This is a genomic window from Candidatus Omnitrophota bacterium (genome assembly GCA_040755155.1).
GTDB lineage: Bacteria > Hinthialibacterota > Hinthialibacteria > Hinthialibacterales > Hinthialibacteraceae > JBFMBP01.
Window position 1 is genome coordinate 18783 of record JBFMBP010000019.1, and the last position, 18698, is coordinate 37480.

The 18698-nt window shown below is 50.3% G+C and carries 11 protein-coding genes; 5 read left to right on the forward strand and 6 right to left on the reverse strand.

All coding sequences use genetic code 11. The features are described from left to right. Window positions 1–178 precede the first annotated feature (178 nt). A complete protein-coding gene (locus AB1656_02130) occupies window positions 179–1072 on the reverse strand; it encodes a dihydrodipicolinate synthase family protein (GenBank protein MEW6234162.1) in 894 nt (297 codons plus the stop codon). 250 nt (window positions 1073–1322) lie between these two features. After that, window positions 1323–2504: a hypothetical protein gene (locus AB1656_02135; GenBank protein MEW6234163.1), complete on the reverse strand. Its 1182-nt coding sequence runs from the start codon at window positions 2502–2504 to the stop codon at window positions 1323–1325. Window positions 2505–2674: 170 nt separating this feature from the next. On the opposite strand from AB1656_02135, the gene kdsB reads away from it, so the two are divergent. Then, window positions 2675–3445, forward strand: a complete 771-nt coding sequence (gene kdsB / locus AB1656_02140) for a 3-deoxy-manno-octulosonate cytidylyltransferase (GenBank protein ID MEW6234164.1) — start codon at window positions 2675–2677, stop codon at window positions 3443–3445. Window positions 3446–3533: 88 nt separating this feature from the next. Here kdsB and AB1656_02145 read toward each other — a convergent pair whose 3' ends face one another. From AB1656_02145 to AB1656_02160, 4 genes are all read right to left on the reverse strand, one after another. Beyond that, complete coding sequence (locus AB1656_02145) at window positions 3534–4829, reverse strand: Wzz/FepE/Etk N-terminal domain-containing protein (protein ID MEW6234165.1); 1296 nt, start codon at window positions 4827–4829, stop codon at window positions 3534–3536. A gap of 140 nt (window positions 4830–4969) precedes the next feature. After that, window positions 4970–6142, reverse strand: coding sequence for a SurA N-terminal domain-containing protein (locus AB1656_02150; GenBank protein MEW6234166.1), 1173 nt, complete (start codon window positions 6140–6142; stop codon window positions 4970–4972). A gap of 58 nt (window positions 6143–6200) precedes the next feature. After that, window positions 6201–7142 (reverse strand): hypothetical protein, encoded by a 942-nt coding sequence (locus AB1656_02155; protein MEW6234167.1) that lies wholly within the window; start codon window positions 7140–7142, stop codon window positions 6201–6203. Between the two features lie 504 nt (window positions 7143–7646). Continuing rightward, window positions 7647–14120 carry a hypothetical protein gene (locus AB1656_02160; protein ID MEW6234168.1) on the reverse strand — a complete coding sequence of 2158 codons (6474 nt, stop codon included), beginning with the start codon at window positions 14118–14120 and terminating at the stop codon, window positions 7647–7649. A gap of 815 nt (window positions 14121–14935) precedes the next feature. Between AB1656_02160 and AB1656_02165 the strand changes: the two genes are divergently transcribed. The 4 genes from AB1656_02165 to AB1656_02180 all read left to right on the forward strand — a co-directional run bounded on the left by AB1656_02165 (window position 14936) and on the right by AB1656_02180 (window position 18520). Then, window positions 14936–16582, forward strand: coding sequence for a CTP synthase (locus AB1656_02165; GenBank protein ID MEW6234169.1), 1647 nt, complete (start codon window positions 14936–14938; stop codon window positions 16580–16582). Window positions 16583–16934: 352 nt separating this feature from the next. Next, entirely contained in the window at window positions 16935–17483 is a 549-nt protein-coding gene (locus AB1656_02170) for a hypothetical protein (GenBank protein MEW6234170.1), read from the forward strand. Window positions 17484–17537: 54 nt separating this feature from the next. Further along, complete coding sequence (locus AB1656_02175; GenBank protein MEW6234171.1) at window positions 17538–18152, forward strand: hypothetical protein; 615 nt, start codon at window positions 17538–17540, stop codon at window positions 18150–18152. 53 nt (window positions 18153–18205) lie between these two features. Further along, the gene (locus tag AB1656_02180; GenBank protein MEW6234172.1) at window positions 18206–18520 is read left to right on the forward strand and encodes a HigA family addiction module antitoxin; all 315 of its coding nucleotides are present in this window, start codon (window positions 18206–18208) and stop codon (window positions 18518–18520) included. Window positions 18521–18698: the final 178 nt, after the last annotated feature.

Below are 18698 nucleotides of genomic sequence, written 5' to 3' on the forward strand. Positions count from 1 at the left end.
TTTCACTATCGCAGGAGGCTCTTGCAAAATTAATAAAATCCGCTTTTAATTCTCCCCCAAGTTTGGGGGGAGTTAGAGGGGGGTTGATTTTATTAGACTTAAGACAACCCCCTCCCAACCTCCCCCAGGCTTGGGGGAGGAATTATAGAGTTTTGCAAGAGGCTCGCAGGATCGAAAATCAATCGGATAGAAAACCTACTTCCACCAATTTCCTGCGCAAATCGTCCTCCTCCGCTTTCGACAAATCGCGCAAGGGAGGCCTGCACCAACCGGCGGGGATTCCCTTCATCCGCAAACCAGCCTTGATATTGGCGATGAGATTCTCGTTGACGGCGGGAGCGACGGTGTTAGTGATTTTGTTCTGCAAACGGCGCGCTTCTTCCCAATTCCCGGCGCTGGCCGCCTTATGAAATGCCACAAACGTCTCCGGCAGCCAATTGGCGAATGCGGCAACGATCGCCAAGCCTCCCAAACGGTAAGCATCATATTCGTGTTGATCGATGCCGCAAAAAACGCGGAATTTCTCGTCTTGGATTTCGTACCATTTGGCCATCGTTACCAGCGATCCGCTCTCTTTGATTCCCCGGATATTGCCGCAGCGTTTCCGCAACTCCTGCACCGCTTGGAACGAATAAGGATTCCCCGTGCGGCCAGGAATATTGTACAAGAAAAGCGGCGTATCCCCGATCGCCTCGGAAACGGCCTGTATATAAGCGATCACCGCCGCATCGTCGCAGCCGAAAAACCACGGCGAGAGTACGGCGATTCCGTCCACGCCTGCTTTGACCGCATGACGCGCGATGTCGAGGGTATCGGGAAGAAGGTTATTGCTCGATTGGATGATAATGACGGCGCGGCCCGCCGTCTGTTCGACGGCGATATCGATAATGCGTTTCCGCTCCGCTGGGGGAATCAAAGGCCCTTCCCCAGTAACGCCGGTGACGAACAATCCATGCACGCCATGTCCGATTAAAAAGTCCAGGATTTCCCTAAACGATCTTTCGTTGATGGTTTCGCCGCCCTTTTCGAAAGGGGTGGGTACAGCAGGAAAAACACCTTCGAATTTACTCATGAGTTCGATTCCTTTCGTAGTCGCTTTCGCGGTGATGTTATTTTGTTAACTGCATCGGATGGTTCAAGGACAGAATCAACCCTGCCCTTGCCACCCTACTGTATTGTTGGGCAACGCTTCGCTTTGAGCCCACCCTACCTCTGATCTTTCCCCATAAGCCGAAAGTATTATTCAAGGGCAGAAACAACCTTGCCCTTGCCACCCCATTAATAATTGTTTTCATCATTCATCATTCATCATTCATCATTCATCATTCCAAAACGCGGGCAATCGGCTTGATGTTATCTACGATCCATTGCCGCATTCGTTCGCCTTCCGGCGTTTGTTGCGGAGCGGAAATAAAATCTAAATTCAATCCCAACCGCTTTTCCAGGCGGGAAGCGAGAATCGGCCAGAGTACGCCAATATCGCCAATAAGCGGCAGGCTGCCTTCCAAGCGCGCGAATCCCGACATTTCCATCCGGAATGGAATCTGCATCAGCTTCGTTTTCGGCAATCCCTTGTCGATAGCTTCCTGAACCTTGCTGGACTCCCGTTCGAAGCGCCAGGCTTGGTCCAATGCGGAGTCCAAATCGAGGCGGATCAATTTTTTCTTTTCCAAACTATAAACGGGACGATCTTGCCAAGCGGCCCATATCCCATGACCCGTGTACATCTCATAAGGGCCGTCGTGAATCTCCTGGGTCAAGGCCACCGCCGATTCTATGATGACATCCGCCGAGGCCAACAGATCGGCGATCAAGCGTCCGCGCTGGCTGATAGCGATGCTGTCGCCGATCGACAATCCCACAGCGCCGCCGCCCACCAACTGCGGAATGGTTACAAGAACGGGAAATCCTTTTTTCGCTCCCTGCCCCAGCATCGTGCGCTCGTCCGCATATCGTCCTGCAACGGCTTCGAATGAAGCAGCTTCCTGCTGCGCCTTTCGTTGAATCCGCTCCGCCATGCGCTCGATCCACAATCCCATTGGATAGCCCATATTTCCGGCGGCTTTAATGATGTTTTTCCCATCGGCGGCTTCTCCCGCCTTCAACAATTCGCTATCCAATTCGGCGTCAAACTCGATGATATCCAATTGTTCCCGATCCAAGCGCGTAAATTCGAAAACGCCGCCGCGCGGCAGCCATTCCGCCTTTACACCCAACGATTGGCCATCCACGCGTTTGACGCAATCCAGCACGCCCCCCATCTCATGGGCGATTACCGCCGAACTGGTCGTAACGCCATCCACAACGCCAACCCGCATCAATTCCGCGATCAACGTTGTGATTCCTTCATGAATATTCGGTCCGCTGCCGGTAACGACGGCAATCTTGCCGCCCCTCTCCTTCGCTTCGCATAATAGATTGACGGCGCTTTCGACGCGCTGCTGCGTCTCTAAGGGTATAGATCGAAACCACTCCTCAATTCTCGCTCGCTCTGGTTTTATCATGAAAGCCGCCTTTTCCCCTGCAGTCGATTTCATCGTCATATTGTATATAAAAGTAATGGATTTACGCCATAAAAGCAAGGAGCCGGACAACTCAACTTTTTTTCATTTTATCGTTACAATAAGAACTCGGCGGCATCCGCCGATCCATTCCAAAACAGGAAACGAAAAACATGTCTATTCTCGGAGTAATCCCCTCCCGCTATGCTTCCACGCGCCTTCCCGGCAAGCCTCTTGCGCCCATCATGGGCAAAAGCCTTATCCGTCGCGTCTGCGAACAAGCTATGAAATGCCAAACGCTGGATTATCTCTGCGTCGCTACGGACGATCAGCGCATCGCCGACGAAGTCCTATCCATCGGCGGACGCGCCGTCATGACCTCCCCTACCCACCCGTCGGGAACCGACCGCATCGCCGAAACCGTGCAGATTCTCGAAAAAGAGGGCGTCATCCGCCCCGAAATCGTGGTCAACATCCAAGGCGACATGCCTTTTGTCCATCCGTTGATGATCGACGAAATCGTAGAAGCGCTCAAAGCGGATTCCTCCATCCCGATGGGAACTTCCGTCTATCCCCTCGCTCACGAGGAGGATTACGTCAATCCGGCTATCGTGAAAACCGTCATGGATCTCCAAGGATTCGCCCTCTACTTCTCTCGTTCCCATATTCCCTATCCTCGATCGAAAACCGGATTGCCCATCTACGACCATATTGGCATATACGTTTATCGCCGGGATTTTCTGATGAAACTATCCCAACTGACGCCCACGCCCTTGGAACGGGAAGAATCTCTCGAGCAGCTGCGCGTACTGGAACACGGTTATAAAATCAAAGTCGTCAAATCCAGTTGCCAGGATATAGAATTGGCGGGATGCTCCGTGGATACGGCGGAAGATATCCAATGGGCGGAACAATTGATGCGGCAACGGGGATTGAGCGGGTAAGAATTCTCTAATCTGCGTCCATGAAAAAAACCAAGGCCAAGCGTGATCGTCCCGCTTGGCCTTGGCCGTCTTTCAATATCCCTTCGCGTTATGTTTCGGTCGGGTTTTCTTTCTTCGTCCAGATTCCCGAATGAAGCATCCCGTACAAATCGGCGAGTAGATAATACATCAATGCCATCAAAAAGGCTACCAAACCCACTAGCGCAATAATCATCGATCTCCTGGGCCATATTTTCTTCTTAATGGGAATCGCTTTATTGGAGAGGATCAAATCCTGGCGTTCGGAGGATATGGTGGTTCCGGCCCAACCCAGATTCTTGTAAACGCCGGAAAATACTTCCAATTCCCGGTCGAAATCCGCTTTCGCTTCCGTTTCCGCTACATCCATCTCGTTAAACGCCTTGTTTTGCTCCTCCACTTTCGCTTCCACCTCCGCAATGCGGGAAGCGGTTCTCACTTGTTTGGCGATAAGCGAAGGAAGATCCACCTGCAACTTGCTGTATTCCTGGAGCAGCGTGATATAGCCGGTATTAAGCATCTCGTCGTGAATGCCCATCTGAGCTAGAGCCGAAATATCGACGTTCTCCGTCGCCGCCTTCACCAATTCCAGGGAAGCGTTATCGCTGAAGATGGATTTCCATACCGGAACGATCTTTTGAAAATCGGGATGCCGCTCGAATTGCGGATCGAAAAAGAGCGCCTTAAATTTCACCATCTTCTCTTCTTGTTCTCGAATCGAATTGTCCAGCGTCTCTTTTTCTTGGCGCAGAGTGGCGAGAATGGTTTGGTTGGTATCGAGTTCCTTCATCAAAACCTGCTTATTATTCTTCAAAAGCAGGTCGAGATAATCTTTTTTAAACTTGATTTTGCGCTGTTCGATTGTTTGAATTTCGCTGGATATCAGCTGTTGGCTTGATGATTTTTCGCCCGCCATCAATTCCCGATTCTTTGCGATCGCCCGTTCCGCGAGATCGTTCGCCACATCTGCGGCGAGAACGGGATCCTCCAAAACCACGCTGATGGATAAGTAGGATGAACCAAGCAGATAGTAAACTTGCACGCGCCCCCGCATGTCGTTAGGATAGCGCAAATTATACGGCGAGCTTCGAAGTTGATATTTTTGCATAATGTCCTGCATGACATCATCCGCCGTAATCATGGTTACGTAGGTATCCATCGGGATCGCAGGATTCTTCATCGTCTCTTGGCCCAGCCGGGATTTATTCATCAAGAGCAAAGCATGAGACTCGTATCGATTGTGCACGATGAAGGTGGCGATCATACCCAAGAACATGGATACGGCGGTAAAATATAAAATTCGCCTGCCCCGATCCCAAATGACGTTAACGACAGCATTAAGACTGATTTCTTTTTCGGCAACCATTGCGCCCTTCCTCGCGAATAAGGTGATTCGATTATAAAATCCGTACCATCCCCCATGATCTTAACAATGCAAGATACACGGGGCGATGCAAAGAATAAACCCCCAACAGCGATGGAGAAAACGAAAGTTCCCCCAGCGAATCATTCTTTCGCCGGCCCCGCCATGCTGACATTGAAAATATCGTCCGCGCGCAGCGGAAGCGGAGTTACGCCCCTCAAGTTTTCCTCGATCAGGCGAAAATCGAATTTCTTCATCAATTGTTCCTGCCATTCGTACATTTTCTTTTTCATATACATATTCGGCAGCATATTTTGAATGGCGGGATGATTGTAATCGTGCTTTTGGGATTCGAATTTGTCTCGAACCAGAAAAAAAGCATAGCCTAAGTTGGTCTTCACCAACTTGGAGAATTCATGGATGGGCGTGCGGGCGATTTCATCCAGAAGAGCTTGGGAATAAATCTCTGGCGCATTCTCGTTATGATGGATTACGATGTATCCCCAGTTGTACTTCGCCTCGCTCGTATCGGAGTATTTATCCGCATACTCCTGCATGACTTTCAATTTCTCCTCGAATAATGAAAGGGGCTCCAGTTTGACCCGGACTTCCTCGTAAATCTTCTCGGCCAGCGTTTTGGCTTCTTCCTCGGTTCGTTTCTCGCCCCAGCGGACTTCGACGCGGTTTATATCCGACCGCGCAATCGAAGTAAAAAGCCGAATATTGTCGTCGTAGAATTTCCTCAATTCCTTATCGGTCATCGCCGCGCGGATTTCTTCGGATTTTTGCTCCATGCATTTCCTTCCGAGTATCGTTTGAGCAAGTATCCGTAGAAGAGCTTCTTCCGTTTGTCCTGTTTGTTTTAAATAATTCTTGTACTCTTCCAAGGTATTGAATTTGCTTTGGGCGTTGCGCAGCAATTGCTCTTTCTCCGCTTCAGTAACCGTGATCTTGCGATCCTGCGCTTCCAACAAAAGCAAATAATTGTCGATAAGAACGACAAGAATTTCGCCCCGCTTTTTCACCAACGCTTTGTCAATCAGTTTTTCGTCCTGCGTTAACTTTTGCAACCGCTCCCGCTCCGGCGCGGCGAGTTTCTCCAGCTGGGAAAGATAGATTTTTCCCGTGTTCCATTCGGCAAGCAGTAAATCGTCTTTCGCGGGGGGGGTGGATTCGGCTTTGAAAAATGGCGATGGGACGGCCGCTGCGGCGCTTGGTTCGGCTGGTTTTTGGGATTCTTGCTGGGACGATCCCCCGCATCCCCCTAATACGCAACAAAGAAGAAAAAAAGCCAATAAAAGAGGCGCAGATTTCATGAAATCGCTATCTCCTGAATCCTATGAGCGAGAATGATTAACCAAGGGAGAATTGGCATTATTTGGGGAGATTGGATGAGGCCGCGTTCCCTGCGGAAGGTTGTATGCGATTCCCCGGGCCAAGTTGCTCGTCCATTCCCTTCATCTGATCGAAATCCGGCATGGGCAATCCCGGATGAAATTTTTGCCAATACTTTTCGTAATTTTCCCGCTGTTCTTGCGTCCCGGGGAACGCCACGGGAAATTGCTTGGCTTCTTTCATAAATTGATTTCCATACATTTCCATGTACTGCTGCCGCCCTTTTTCTCTTTCGTCGGCGCTGACGGGACGGGGCAATGGCATTCCGGCGGGAGGCTTGTAGCCTTTGGAGTATTCGCGGAATTTGTCGCCGTATATTCGCTCGTAATATTCGTAAGCCTGCTGCTGTTCTTCGCGGGTGATGGGACGCCAGTTATCCTTGATTTCGTCGAAAAAGGCGGGTTTTAACGCCAAACGCAGGCGAAAAGCCGCCTCGCCGAGTTTCAGAGTAGCCGCATCGTCTGTAAGAAGAACAACCTGAATGCCGTTATCCAATGTTTTTCCTTCGTAAATCTCTACGTATTCCTTCTTGCGCGTCTGATGGATTCTTCCGATTTTCGTTGGCCCGACTTGAGAAAAATCGACGTAGACCCAATCTTCGATCAACGCCAGAAGACGGTTGCGGTCGATCTCCTCGCTGGAAGCCCTCGGACCCGGCGTTCCCGCCGCTGGAGGAGTATCCGCCGTCAATTCCTCGATCGTTGGCAGAGCGGGAGAAGCCATCATTTCCGTCGGATCCGGAAAAAATTCCAAAATATGCTCGGCGGCGGGATCGCTGGGCGCGATGGGCTGCGGCTGGTTCGAGACATCGATTCGAGCAACGCGAATCGCCGGTTTGGTCGGCGCCGGCGCCGTCAGGACGACAAACAACACGATCCCTACGATAAGAACGCACGTCAGCGCGATCACGATCATTCGCATAATGGCCTCCCGCGAATGGAAATCCATCCGAGGTTGATTTCGTCTTTTTCGAGCGTCTTGCAGGTTAAAATTCTATCACGGCAAGCGGCGGCGGCATAGCCATATCCGGCGGAAAACCGCCCGCGGGAAGGCTTCGCCTTTCCCCTCCGCCAACATGGGTTCCGCCATGCCGATTCTTACTCTCTCATGGTACGCGGCTAGCGAATTTTCTTCCCCCAGCCTTGAAAGGCTGGGCTATTGCCAAATGCCCCTTTAAAGGGGCAAACGACAATAGCCCGCCGTTTCAACGGCGGGTTTAGGTAAAAATTTCTTTTTTTCGCGTATTTCTTTTTCATTTCGTGTTTTCGCGATTCAAACGTCGATAATAAAAGATTCCATTAATTCTTCATTGTGCGCGACATGAGTTGCTCCTACGCTTATGCAAATAAGACGTTTACGTCTCAAAAAAGTAACGGCGCCCCGTCTCCGGAACGCCGCCGCTTTTATCTTCATTCTTCCGCGCGCTTAGAAGCCGCCGGGCAGAATAAACGAACTTTCATATCGGTAATCGAAGGAAATGACCTGGTCGTCCACGGCTTCGTCCGCAGGAATTTGTACGAATCCGAAATGCTTGCCGTCCTTCGCAATGACGAGATAAGCCCGTCCCGGCGTCAACGTGGCGACATGCCCCGCGTTATCGGTAGTGCCGCCTTGTAGAACAGCTGGATCGTAAGGCGCAAGCCTCATAATAGTCCGGTTATACTTCTTGATCTCAGTCATGGGATTCAAAGTGTAGATATCCGTATTTTCCGGCAGCATCATGATCCCGCCGTTGTAATTGGGCGCCTCGAAATTCTGGCCGTTGATGGTGATGTCCGCATCGCCTGCGTAAACCGTTACGACTACTCCGCGTTTTGCAAGATCGAATCCGAAAGGAACATCCCTCTCCATGCCGTCGATGCTGGACAAGGGCGAATCGGTCGCATCCGTATCCGTTCCGAACGTCAAATCGGTGTTCTCCATCATAATCTGCCGCATATTCATACTGACTAATTTATACTGGCCGTCAGCGTTCTGCTTGAATTTAAATTCGAGCGTAGTGAACTGCCCCGAGGATAAGAAGGAGCCGTTATACGACAAGGCTTCTAAAGCCGGCGGCTGATAATCCCGATTTAAAGTCAACTCTTGAAATTCTCCGACGAGATAAGAGACGCCAAACGAATCCGCCGCATTCTTTGTTAAATGGTAATAAGCTGGCGAATCGATGGATTTATTGCGCGGCGAATAAGTGCCTAACCGCTTGTTGCCGGACAGCGTCTTGAGCAATAACATATCGTCAAACTCATAAGTATCTTGCGCCATCAAATCGGTGCGCCGGCCAAAATTCGTAATCTGCCATAGCGTAATCGACCAAAATCTTCCATCGCCGACATCGCGAATGCGTACATCCTGAGTGAAGGGGACGACCGCCATCCGAACGGCTTCGTACGTTTTCGACGTCGCCGCCTGATCGACTTCAGGCGATTGATATTGAATTTGAGGATAATAGGCGTCGAAATCCACAATGACCGTGGCATTGACGTACTCGCCTTGGTTGGTTATAACGAAAGAATTCGCCGCCAACGTCGATTCAATGAAAGAATTCACTTCGTAGAACGAGAAGAACGTCATCAAGGAAAGCCGCAAGCCTTCCGCATCGTCGCCGCAGGCGCCTTTATAATCGGGCGAGACGTAACCCATGATCTTATTTACGTCCTCATCCGCGTAAGAGCCGAAAATATTGCGCACCGACTGTACGACCGTTTGCAGATTGATGTTGGCGGTTTCCACATCGGCGACTTTGTCGTCCTCCAGTCCTGGAAGATCGGAGAAAATATACCGGTCTGAAGGCAGATTCAGCGCCGACTTGGATAAAACTTGAACCTCGCCGCTGCCCGCCACCAGCATATAAGCGCCGCTGACGCCGGGAAGCAATTTCACCTGGCGAATCGTACCCGCCGCAATCGGCGCAGCGGGTTTCAAGGAAAGCAATGCGTCTCTCGCGTCTCCGCTTCCCGTAATTGTTAGAACACCATCGTCATTGACAATCATGACGTTGGTCACCACGCCGCCCTTCGCAATCAATTCGATATCCCGGAATTTATCTTCGGGAATCAGATTCATCCAACTTTCCGTCGTGGCGCCCGCCGAGGAGAGAATGCCATTCCCCGTCAGGAAATAGATGCTCTTCCCATCCGGGGAGAGTTCCATATCCCGGTAGATATCCAAATCCATGCCCGGAGGATAAAAATTCCGGTTCGCGTTCCCTAAGAACAACATGTCGCCATCGCCGTCGAGAATATAGATGCCGCCGTTCAAATAATCGACTTCCACGTCTCTCGGATGATCGATGGCTATATCGCCCTCTTCGGGAGCGACAATCAGATTCCCGCCGTTGACGCTGTTTTTATAGAAAGCGATCTCATCTGGCTTGAATGTGATCTCGTAATTGGGCTGCAACCTTGTCAGAAACGCCTTGACGTCGCCGACGCCCAAAACCTCACCATTTGTAAGCAAAAGAATATATCCGGAGAAGGTGGAGTTGACTTCCATATCGATAACGGAGGTCGTTAACGCAATCTCCTTCATGGCGGGAGCGTCGCCCAGGCTGAAAAGCCGGCCGTCGCTGGTCAATTTAACGTAATCGATCGTATCCGTTAGATCGCCGCGTACGACTACGCTGCCGCCGCCTGTTCCACTGTCGCCGCCGCTGCCATCGCCGCCGCCGCTGGAAGCGATGATGTAACCGTCGGCGTAGGTATAAATGGGTGGATTGACGCCGTCGTCAATCTTTGCGTAGACGTAGTATTTTTTCGTAGGATCGAAATCGGCGATATGTTCTCTCAATTTTAAGGTGAAGGTCCTATCGAATCCCTCGCGCAGCGAAGCGCCGGGAATAAACGTTCCGTTGAAATCGAGACTGTTGTCGTCCACGTACAACAGGATCGACGCTACATCGTCGGAATCGTCCGCCAGGAAAGAGAGTTCGTATTCGAATTTCTCCGATGCGACGTTCACGCCTGCGCCCGGAGCGGTGAATTTAATAGTGGGAGGAACGTTCTGGCTGCTGACGATAATTTCCGACGTCGTTATCTGATTCTTGCTTACGTCCATGAACGGATCAATGCCGATTCCTGCGCCGTAATCCGTTTCCATGAAGGAATGGTAGCTGATTCCGCCCTTAGGCGCAATTACGTTTGTCGTCGTTCCCGTCGTCTGATCGGTGGTTACGTAAACTCGGCTCCGGTTGCCGGAACTGATCCGCACTCGGAAGCTTTCGCCCACACGCGCTTGATCCGAAGCGCGCAAAACGATATAGAAGTCGTTGCCCGCCAAGGGTCCCGTATTCTCGTCCGGCAATTGAATTTGATACATATAATTCGTTGAATAGAGACCGTCGTTCTGTCCTACCCAGTCGTTGACTCCCAAAGCGTAATACGGATCGTCGACGGTTACTTCGATCACATCCGGAGGATCGGGATATTCCGGTTCGGGAGTCTCGCCGGTTTCCGGGTCAGGCACCGCCGCCGCTTCCGCATCGGCTACGGCCTGGTTGTAATCGGCGATGGCTTGGTAAGCCGATTCATAGGCTTGACTCAAAGTATCTCTTATTCCGCTCAAATAGTCGCCAATGGCGTTGTAATCCGATATGCTTATTTCCAAGCCGAATTGATGGAACGGCGCGTTCACAAGGCTGTCGCCTTGTGGATCCTGCGCGCCCGTCGCAGGAACGTTGATAACCATCGGCGTCCGCCCCACGCGCACGAAGCCTTTCGTCGGATTGATGAGGCGGAACGCATTGGCGAACGAAAGCGCAAACGTACGCCGCACGTCGCCGTCGGGATCCCCAATGATGCGCAGATTGGATTCCGACGTCGATGTCAGTTGGATCATCCATGTTTGTTCGCCGGATTCGGGGTCTTCAATGAACAAATCTTCAGGATAATACGGGAAAGTGCCGTCCAACATGCTCGTCAACAGATCCATCAATCCCGTATATGGTTCTAGCGAGATAAGATAGCCGCTCCCTATAATGGTTCCCTGATTGTAATCGGGAAAATCCCAAGGCGGCCCCGCCGCCGTACCGAACGGACGGAGGGACGAGGGAGGATAAAGGTACGAACGGGACGTTTCCCAGAGGCTGTATCCCACAGCGCGCATATCCAGTTCGCCGAACCAGCTGCCTTCGCTGATGCTCAGCGGCATCAATTCACCGGTATTCACCGTATAAGGATTCGTCAAACCCGCCTGGATGGCGTTCACATAATCGGTATATTTCTCCAAACTATTGGGCGGGAAGATATAGGTTCCCTCGACGAATCCGCGCGTGGAGCCGAAGTTGTCGAAATACAAAGGAAACGGCCGGTCATTGCTGTCGAATACGCCGTTGATCCCTTTCGGCGTATAATCGCCAAGGTCTTCGTCGATCAATCCATCGCCGTCGTCGTCCTGCATGTTGTACAATTCTTCGTCCGTCAAACCATCTAAATCGTCGTCTCTGCCGTTGCCTGTGGCGGTGTCGTCGTCGAAATAGAGAGCAAGATTATGAGTGCTTACCAGCCGGCTGAAACGGACGTCGACGCCCAATTGCGTAGGCACTACGCCAAGAATGAGGGGATTGAACACTAAATTGCGGGGACCGGGCAAAAACTCCACATCCACTTCCCCCAATACCGTGTTTTCCGTCAGGAACGTGTCGATCAGCGTCAAAGCAGCGATCGATTCATGGTTGTCGGTCAACGAAGCATTTTGTCCAAAATCCATAACGTCGATGCCGATGACGGCTTTCGGCGGAGAACTCATAGAACTGTCGTAAAGAATATTGGTGTTGGACGCGAACGGTCCTTCGCCCGGCTGCGTGAGGTCTTGGAACTGGAAGCGGGGTTTTGGACGCCCTATCATCGCGTACGTCGTTCCCGTCCCTTTGCGGCCGAAGCCGATGCTGGATACGGAATTTAGCTTCTTTACGCCTTCCGTCGCCCCTTTGGTGAAGTTCGTAACGCCGGTTCCGATTTTGACATCATTGGGTTGAATGAAGGGTATGAAAGAGTCGAGACTGCGCAGATTGTCGCTTGTTTTGATGCCGATATAAATCTCCCCTCCCGCATTGTCTCCTGTGCGGTTATCCGGCGCTTTCAAATTGCTGAGCGCATTGTTTTTCGCCACGGGCATGACAAAACTGAAGCCTTGGACGATAGGATAACCGAACAATTCCTCCGCATTGATGCGTCCATTGCCTTCCGTATAATCGAAGAGATAGCGTATTTGTCCTTCGGTCAAGCCCAAATACGGCCTCAATACGTTAATCATCAAATCGAAGAACAAGCAATCTTCATCCATATAGCATTCCAGCGATCCCAAAGGCGGACGAGGTTCCGCCGCCGGATCCGGCAATTGTATCACGCCCATCAAATAAGCGGCGAGATTGTCGTCGCCGAAGAGAAACGGTCCCAATTCCTTTCCAATTTCGCCGCCGTATTGGCCAGGGAGCAGCCTCTGCAAAACCTTGCGCATCGGCGAATTGATATTCATCATCTCTTCCGGATCGATATCGAACGTTTCGATGCGGAAATTGGAGGAATCGAGTTTGATCAGATTATCGACGCCTGCGTCGTATTTTCCTTTCGTCCCTCCGTTCTCACGGTAAAGAAAAATACCGCCTGTCGAATCCGGCTGGAAGGATTGGAAAATATTCTGCGAAACGGTTTTGGGATAGGTGGCGATGTCGTAAGGTTTGCGAGGACCGTTGGCTACATAGCTAAGAACATAATTGTCGGGATTGTCGTAGCCTATCTGGAAAATAGGAATGGGAAAACCATAAATATCCAACGGCATCGTCATCGGATATTCGATCTCGTCGCCCGTGGGCAACGTTTTCTTTTCGGTCAAAAGTTCTCCCGTTTCGGGATCTTCAGGGAAATTGTAAAAATTGGGGCTATAAAAGAAGGAAGGATTGTAATACGGAGCTTGTTCCGTAATTCCGCCGCCGGAGGCCATCATGCCGGCAAATGTAGTTCCCGAATACCCGGCGTCGGCCAAAACCGTCAACAGTTTGCCCACAGCCGCCAAATTCAATCCGATCCAGTTGACGCGCACTTCGTCCAGATAATATTCCTCATCGGGACGTCCTGCAAAATCGATCCCCAAAATGGTTCTCGCATCGGAACCGGCGTCAATGCGGAACGAGTTATCTTCTTCGGTAACGACGTTTACAATCTGAACGATATCGCCCTCGAAGACGGCGCGCTCCGTAAATTCCGGCGCCAGATTGGCGAATGCGTCGCCGGGAAAACGGTCGTCGTAGACGGTGTCTTTTGGAAGTTTGTTCAAATTATCCTTAATTTTAATGCCATTGGCGGGAATACTCGCTTCAAAACGGTCGCCCTGCCGGATGTTAAGGCTGGTGCGGCATACGACGTAAAAATCGGGATAAGCGTCGTTGTATTGAGGAAGTTTAGTATAAGCGCTTCCTGAACGGGGCTTGAATGTTACCATGAATTTGCCGGGAACCACAGGATCCACTTCTACCGTCGGCTTTTCCGAAAGATCGATGGGATTATCGCTGTTGGGATCGCCGTTGACGTAACTGAACGAACCCGTATTGGCTCCGCTTTCCTGGAACAAAGCCAGTCCGCTCGTTAATGCGGAAGTCGTGAGCGGAAGAAAGTCTTCCGTAATATCCAGCGAATTGCGGGATTCCGTCAGGTCTTCGAATTGAACCTTGATTTCGATCAAGTTCTGATCTTTGAATTTCGGAATGCCCACCCCCTTTTGGATAAAAGGATAAACCGCCAGGGGAACATCTAACAGGCTGACGGGTTTGGAGAGAGGAGGAACGCCCGTAGGTATAATCTCCTCATCTTGAGCATAGGCGGATTGGGGCGCATCGATCGCAAAAAACGCCGCGCAAAACAATCCGGCTAGGATGAATCCAATAGAATTGCGTAATATTTTTTCCATGATACTCCTCATCGCGATTCTTAAACCTTTTCCTTTGGGTTTAATGGGATATATTCTGAACTTCTTCGACGAAAAATCGCTTTCCCGTCTCACCTTAACTACTTGAATTTCAGGCGTTTCGTTCGATGATGAACGCGCCCGAACCTCCACCACAACTCAACGGCCATAAGGTGAAATAGCCATTCAACGCAAAAAACGCTCTCTAGGAAGAGCGTTTCTCATTTCCCGTTTTTCAACGATGCGGGAAAGGAGCTAAGGCTAAACGTGAATATATAATGCGGTAATCATAAGTGTCAAGTTTTATATGAGCGAGGGCGGGTTCGCCCCAAACGCATATTTAAAAGAACTTATCATTCGAATGAAGCAAACCTCCCTTAAGCGGGCGCCTCTTATGACCAACGCAATCTAAACTCCTTTTTTCACGCTTTTCTTTTTATTACTAAAAAAATATTAATTTATCCCGTGATAATGAAATAATCTATAACACTATACTGGAAAACGATTCTCAATAAATGGCTTCGCAATATCGTGACGCCTCGACAAAAACAGATTAACTATTATATATTGGTTAGAAGAAAAAGACCATCCTTGCCAAGATGAGAAATAACGGGAAGAAGACTTTCATTTTTATCTCCCGTTTTCCAAAATCGGCTTGACTTAATTAAGAACCCCGCTTAAGTTAGTCATATACAAAATTCAATGGATTCCGTTATCATTTTACGCGAGTGAAACCGCCAAATCCTACTTTCGTTGTTGGAAAGATAACGGCGTACGCAATCATCTTGTTTGGCGGATTGGAATAGGGTGAGGGAACCTTGGAAGAAAAAACAAAATTCATTTTCATCACCGGCGGCGTTTGTTCGTCCTTGGGCAAGGGAATCGCTTGCGCATCCATCGGTTGCCTGTTGGAAGCGCGGGGATACAGCGTAGCGCTGCAAAAACTAGATCCTTATATTAACGTAGATCCGGGCACGATGAGTCCCTATCAGCACGGAGAGGTCTACGTCACGGAAGACGGGGCGGAAACCGACCTGGACCTCGGTTATTACGAGCGTTTCACCTCCTCGGTCATCACCCGCAAAAACAGCGTCTCCACAGGCCAAATCTACGACGCCGTCATCAAGAAAGAACGTCGCGGCGGCTACCTGGGGAAGACCGTTCAGCTGGTTCCCCACATCACCGACGAAATCAAGTTCCGCATCAACGAAGTAGCGGAAGAGACCAAAGCCGATTTTCAAATCTGCGAGATCGGAGGCACTGTCGGCGACATCGAAGGCTATCCCTTTCTCGAAGCTATCCGGCAAATCGGCTGGGAACTCGGCCCGCAGCGGGTGCTCTATATTCACCTCACCCTGATTCCCCTCATCTCCGCCGCCGGCGAATATAAAACCAAACCCACTCAACACAGCGTCAATAAATTGCGCGAAATCGGCATTCAGCCGGGAATCCTGCTTTGCCGCACGTCGATCGCGCTGACTCGGGAGATGAAAGAAAAGATCGCTCTCTTCTGCAACATCCCCGCCAACGCCGTCGTCAGCGCCCGCGACATCAAATCGACGATCTACGAAATTCCCCTCGTCTATCGGGAAGAAGGGCTGGACGATCTGGTCGTCTCCCATTTCGGCCTCAACGGCGGCGAACCCGATATGAGGGACTGGAAAAAAATCGTTACTACCATCACCAGTCCCCGCAATGGCCCCGTAACCATAGCGGTAGTAGGAAAATACATCAAACTTCAGGACGCTTACCGGTCGATCTACGACGCTCTTATCCACGGGGGCATTGCAAATAAGGCCGGAGTCGATATTCGCCGCATTCATGCCGAGGAAATCGAGAAAAAAGATCCTGGCGAACTCCTCCGTGATGTGGATGGCATCCTCGTTCCTTGGGGCTTCGGCAAGCGAGGCACGCTGGGCAAGGTGATAACGATTCAATACGCCCGCGAGAAGAAAATCCCCTTTTTCGGCATCTGTCTGGGCATGCAATGCAGCGTTGTGGAATTCGCCCGCGACGTCTTGGGGCTGCCGGAAGCGTCCAGTACGGAATTCGAACCCGATACGCCCGACCCCGTCATCAGCCTGATGGACGAACAAAGAAAAATCGTCGATAAAGGCGGCACTATGCGCCTTGGCGCATATCCCTGCATCCTGCTTAAAGGAACGAAAGCCAGAGCGGCTTACGGAAAAGACGAAGCGACGGAACGTCACCGCCATCGCTGGGAATTCAATAACGACTACCGCGAACGCTATGAAAAGGAAGGATTCATCATCGGCGGCGTTTCGCCGGACGGCCATCTCGTCGAAATCATCGAGTTGAAGGAACATCCCTGGTTCGTCGGCTGCCAATTCCATCCGGAATTGAAATCCCGGCCCCGGGATCCGCATCCTCTCTTCAAGGCTTTCATCAAAGCGGCCTTGGATTACCAGGAAGCGAAATCCCCCTTGCCGCATCCAGAATCGTAAGTACGCCCGCCAAAACGCCCGCCGTTAAAACGGTGGGCTATTATCGTTTGCCCCTTTAAAGGGGCATTTGAAAATAGCCCAACCTTTCAAGGCTGGGATGAAAAATCGCATGGGGCGGAAAGGGCGTGTGGCAAGGGCAAGGTTTTTTTTGTCCTTGATTAATAACTCATGTTACGCGAGAAGGTTATTTTTCAAGGAATTTGTCTGCTATATAATTCCTCTCCCAAGATTGGGAGAGGTTAGGTGAGGGTTGATTTGAATGAACTTATCCCCCTCACCCTAACCCTCTCCCAAAGGGCGAGGGAATAGAAATGCGTAACATGAGTTAATAATTTGATCGAAATGAATTACTATGAAACTTCGCTGGTTTCCAACTCTTTTTTGGATGTGGGCGATCGCCGTTTCCGTTTGGATCGAAACGGCGTCCGTCGGCGCTCCCGAAAGCCACGCCTACGAAAGTTTTTCCAGCATCCGCTTTACGGACATGCGATTCGAACAACGAAAGGCTCAAAGTTCATTGCTGGTTATCGACGCGCCCATAACCGATTTCTCCAGCAAGACGCGCTTGGTGAAATTGGAATCGCCCCGCCTTGCGTGGAGCTCCGGCGATAAAATTTTCACAGCGACGGGAACGAGGGGATCATTCGAAATCAACGTCTCCCAAACAGCGCTGCCGTCGAATTTGAGCGTCTTGGAATTGAAAGACGGCGCCCATATCGAAGGCAAAAACAGCGCGGTTGACTCCAAACGTTTGCTCTTCGACAATAATCGCAGGCTTTTCCAACTGCCGGAATCTTTCGTTATCCGCATGGCGAACGGCAGTACAGGGCAGTCGGATGGGGGATATTACTACAATCCCTTAACGGACGAACTCACGCCGATGGAAACCGCCAAACCCTAGCGCCATCTCGCATGGAATTCGCGGCGGGGCTATCATCTATCAGAGGAAAATACAATGGCGACGAAAAGCAATTTCAGAAACTTAGCCTTACTCTCTGCGATTTTCCTATTGGCGCAAGCGCCCGCTTGGAGCCAGGAACAACAATCTTTCACTACTTCTGGCGGCAGTATTATTTACTCCGGAACGGGAACGGCCCTAAAAATCCTCAATCTCATGTCGGCAAACCGTACTCTTATCCTCACTCCCCAAGAAGGCGTATCCGTCGCTCAAGCCATCGTTAGACGAGGCTCGGAGGAACAGATATTCACAGGCAAAACCATCACTTACCACCCCGATACCGAAGATTTCTCCATCGAAGGCGACGCCAAAATCGAAGAGGGAAAAGATTGCATCTTCGGCCCCAAAAGCATCGTTTTCGAATCCAAGAATGACATAATGACCGTAGAAGGGCATAACCGCCAGAAACCCGCGACCATTCTCTATACAGTCGGCCCCCAACAAACCTTTTATTGTGAAACCTCCAAATGTCTTTTCTATTTTACGAAAAAGGAAAACAAAAGAGTGCTTAGAGATTTCGCATCCCCTGGCAATTACTATTCCCATCTTTATGAAGGACCGTATAAATCGACTCAAGAATTACTGCGCAAGCTCAGCCCGCCGAAGAAATGAATAGCTTTTCAGAAATAATTCCAGATTGTTTTTTTAGATAATCGAAGATTACTATGATTGACCTATCATTGAATCAATATCGTCCAGATTTTGTCTCGCCTCCAGGGGAAACGTTAAAAGAAGTACTCGACTCGCTCGGCAGAACGCATTCCGATTTGGCGGAAAAAACTGGCTGTTCCCAAATTTCTATTAATGGCATTATTCAAGGCGAGAAATCCATTACCGCCGAGATGGCTAATCAATTGGAAAAAGCGTTAGGATTCTCTGCTTCTTTCTGGATCAACCGCGAAAACCAATATAGAGAGTCTTTAGCGCTAGTGGAAGAAAACCCTACTCGGATCAATGTCGAGGGGATTCATGAGGCGTAATTCTTCACTCTCTTGAGTTCGATTCCTCTCCTCCCAGCCATCCCTTCAAAAAAGCGCCTCAAAACGGTTCTCCGAACCATCTCGATCAAACGTTATTCGAATAGAAAAAAATTTACGGATTTTTGAATAAAAAATGATTCCGTCCCCTTGTTTTTCTTTTATGCAAATGTTATGCTTA

Excerpts from the sequence above, each read along its gene's own strand:
- AB1656_02130 (MEW6234162.1), bottom strand. The coding sequence starts at position 1,072 with ATGAGTAAATTCGAAGGTGTTTTTCCTGCTGTACCCACCCCTTTCGAA.
- AB1656_02135 (MEW6234163.1), bottom strand. The coding sequence starts at position 2,504 with ATGATAAAACCAGAGCGAGCGAGAATTGAGGAGTGGTTTCGATCTATA.
- kdsB (MEW6234164.1), top strand. The coding sequence starts at position 2,675 with ATGTCTATTCTCGGAGTAATCCCCTCCCGCTATGCTTCCACGCGCCTT.
- AB1656_02145 (MEW6234165.1), bottom strand. The coding sequence starts at position 4,829 with ATGGTTGCCGAAAAAGAAATCAGTCTTAATGCTGTCGTTAACGTCATT.
- AB1656_02150 (MEW6234166.1), bottom strand. The coding sequence starts at position 6,142 with ATGAAATCTGCGCCTCTTTTATTGGCTTTTTTTCTTCTTTGTTGCGTA.
- AB1656_02155 (MEW6234167.1), bottom strand. The coding sequence starts at position 7,142 with ATGCGAATGATCGTGATCGCGCTGACGTGCGTTCTTATCGTAGGGATC.
- AB1656_02160 (MEW6234168.1), bottom strand. The coding sequence starts at position 14,120 with ATGGAAAAAATATTACGCAATTCTATTGGATTCATCCTAGCCGGATTG.
- AB1656_02170 (MEW6234170.1), top strand. The coding sequence starts at position 16,935 with ATGAAACTTCGCTGGTTTCCAACTCTTTTTTGGATGTGGGCGATCGCC.
- AB1656_02175 (MEW6234171.1), top strand. The coding sequence starts at position 17,538 with ATGGCGACGAAAAGCAATTTCAGAAACTTAGCCTTACTCTCTGCGATT.
- AB1656_02180 (MEW6234172.1), top strand. The coding sequence starts at position 18,206 with ATGATTGACCTATCATTGAATCAATATCGTCCAGATTTTGTCTCGCCT.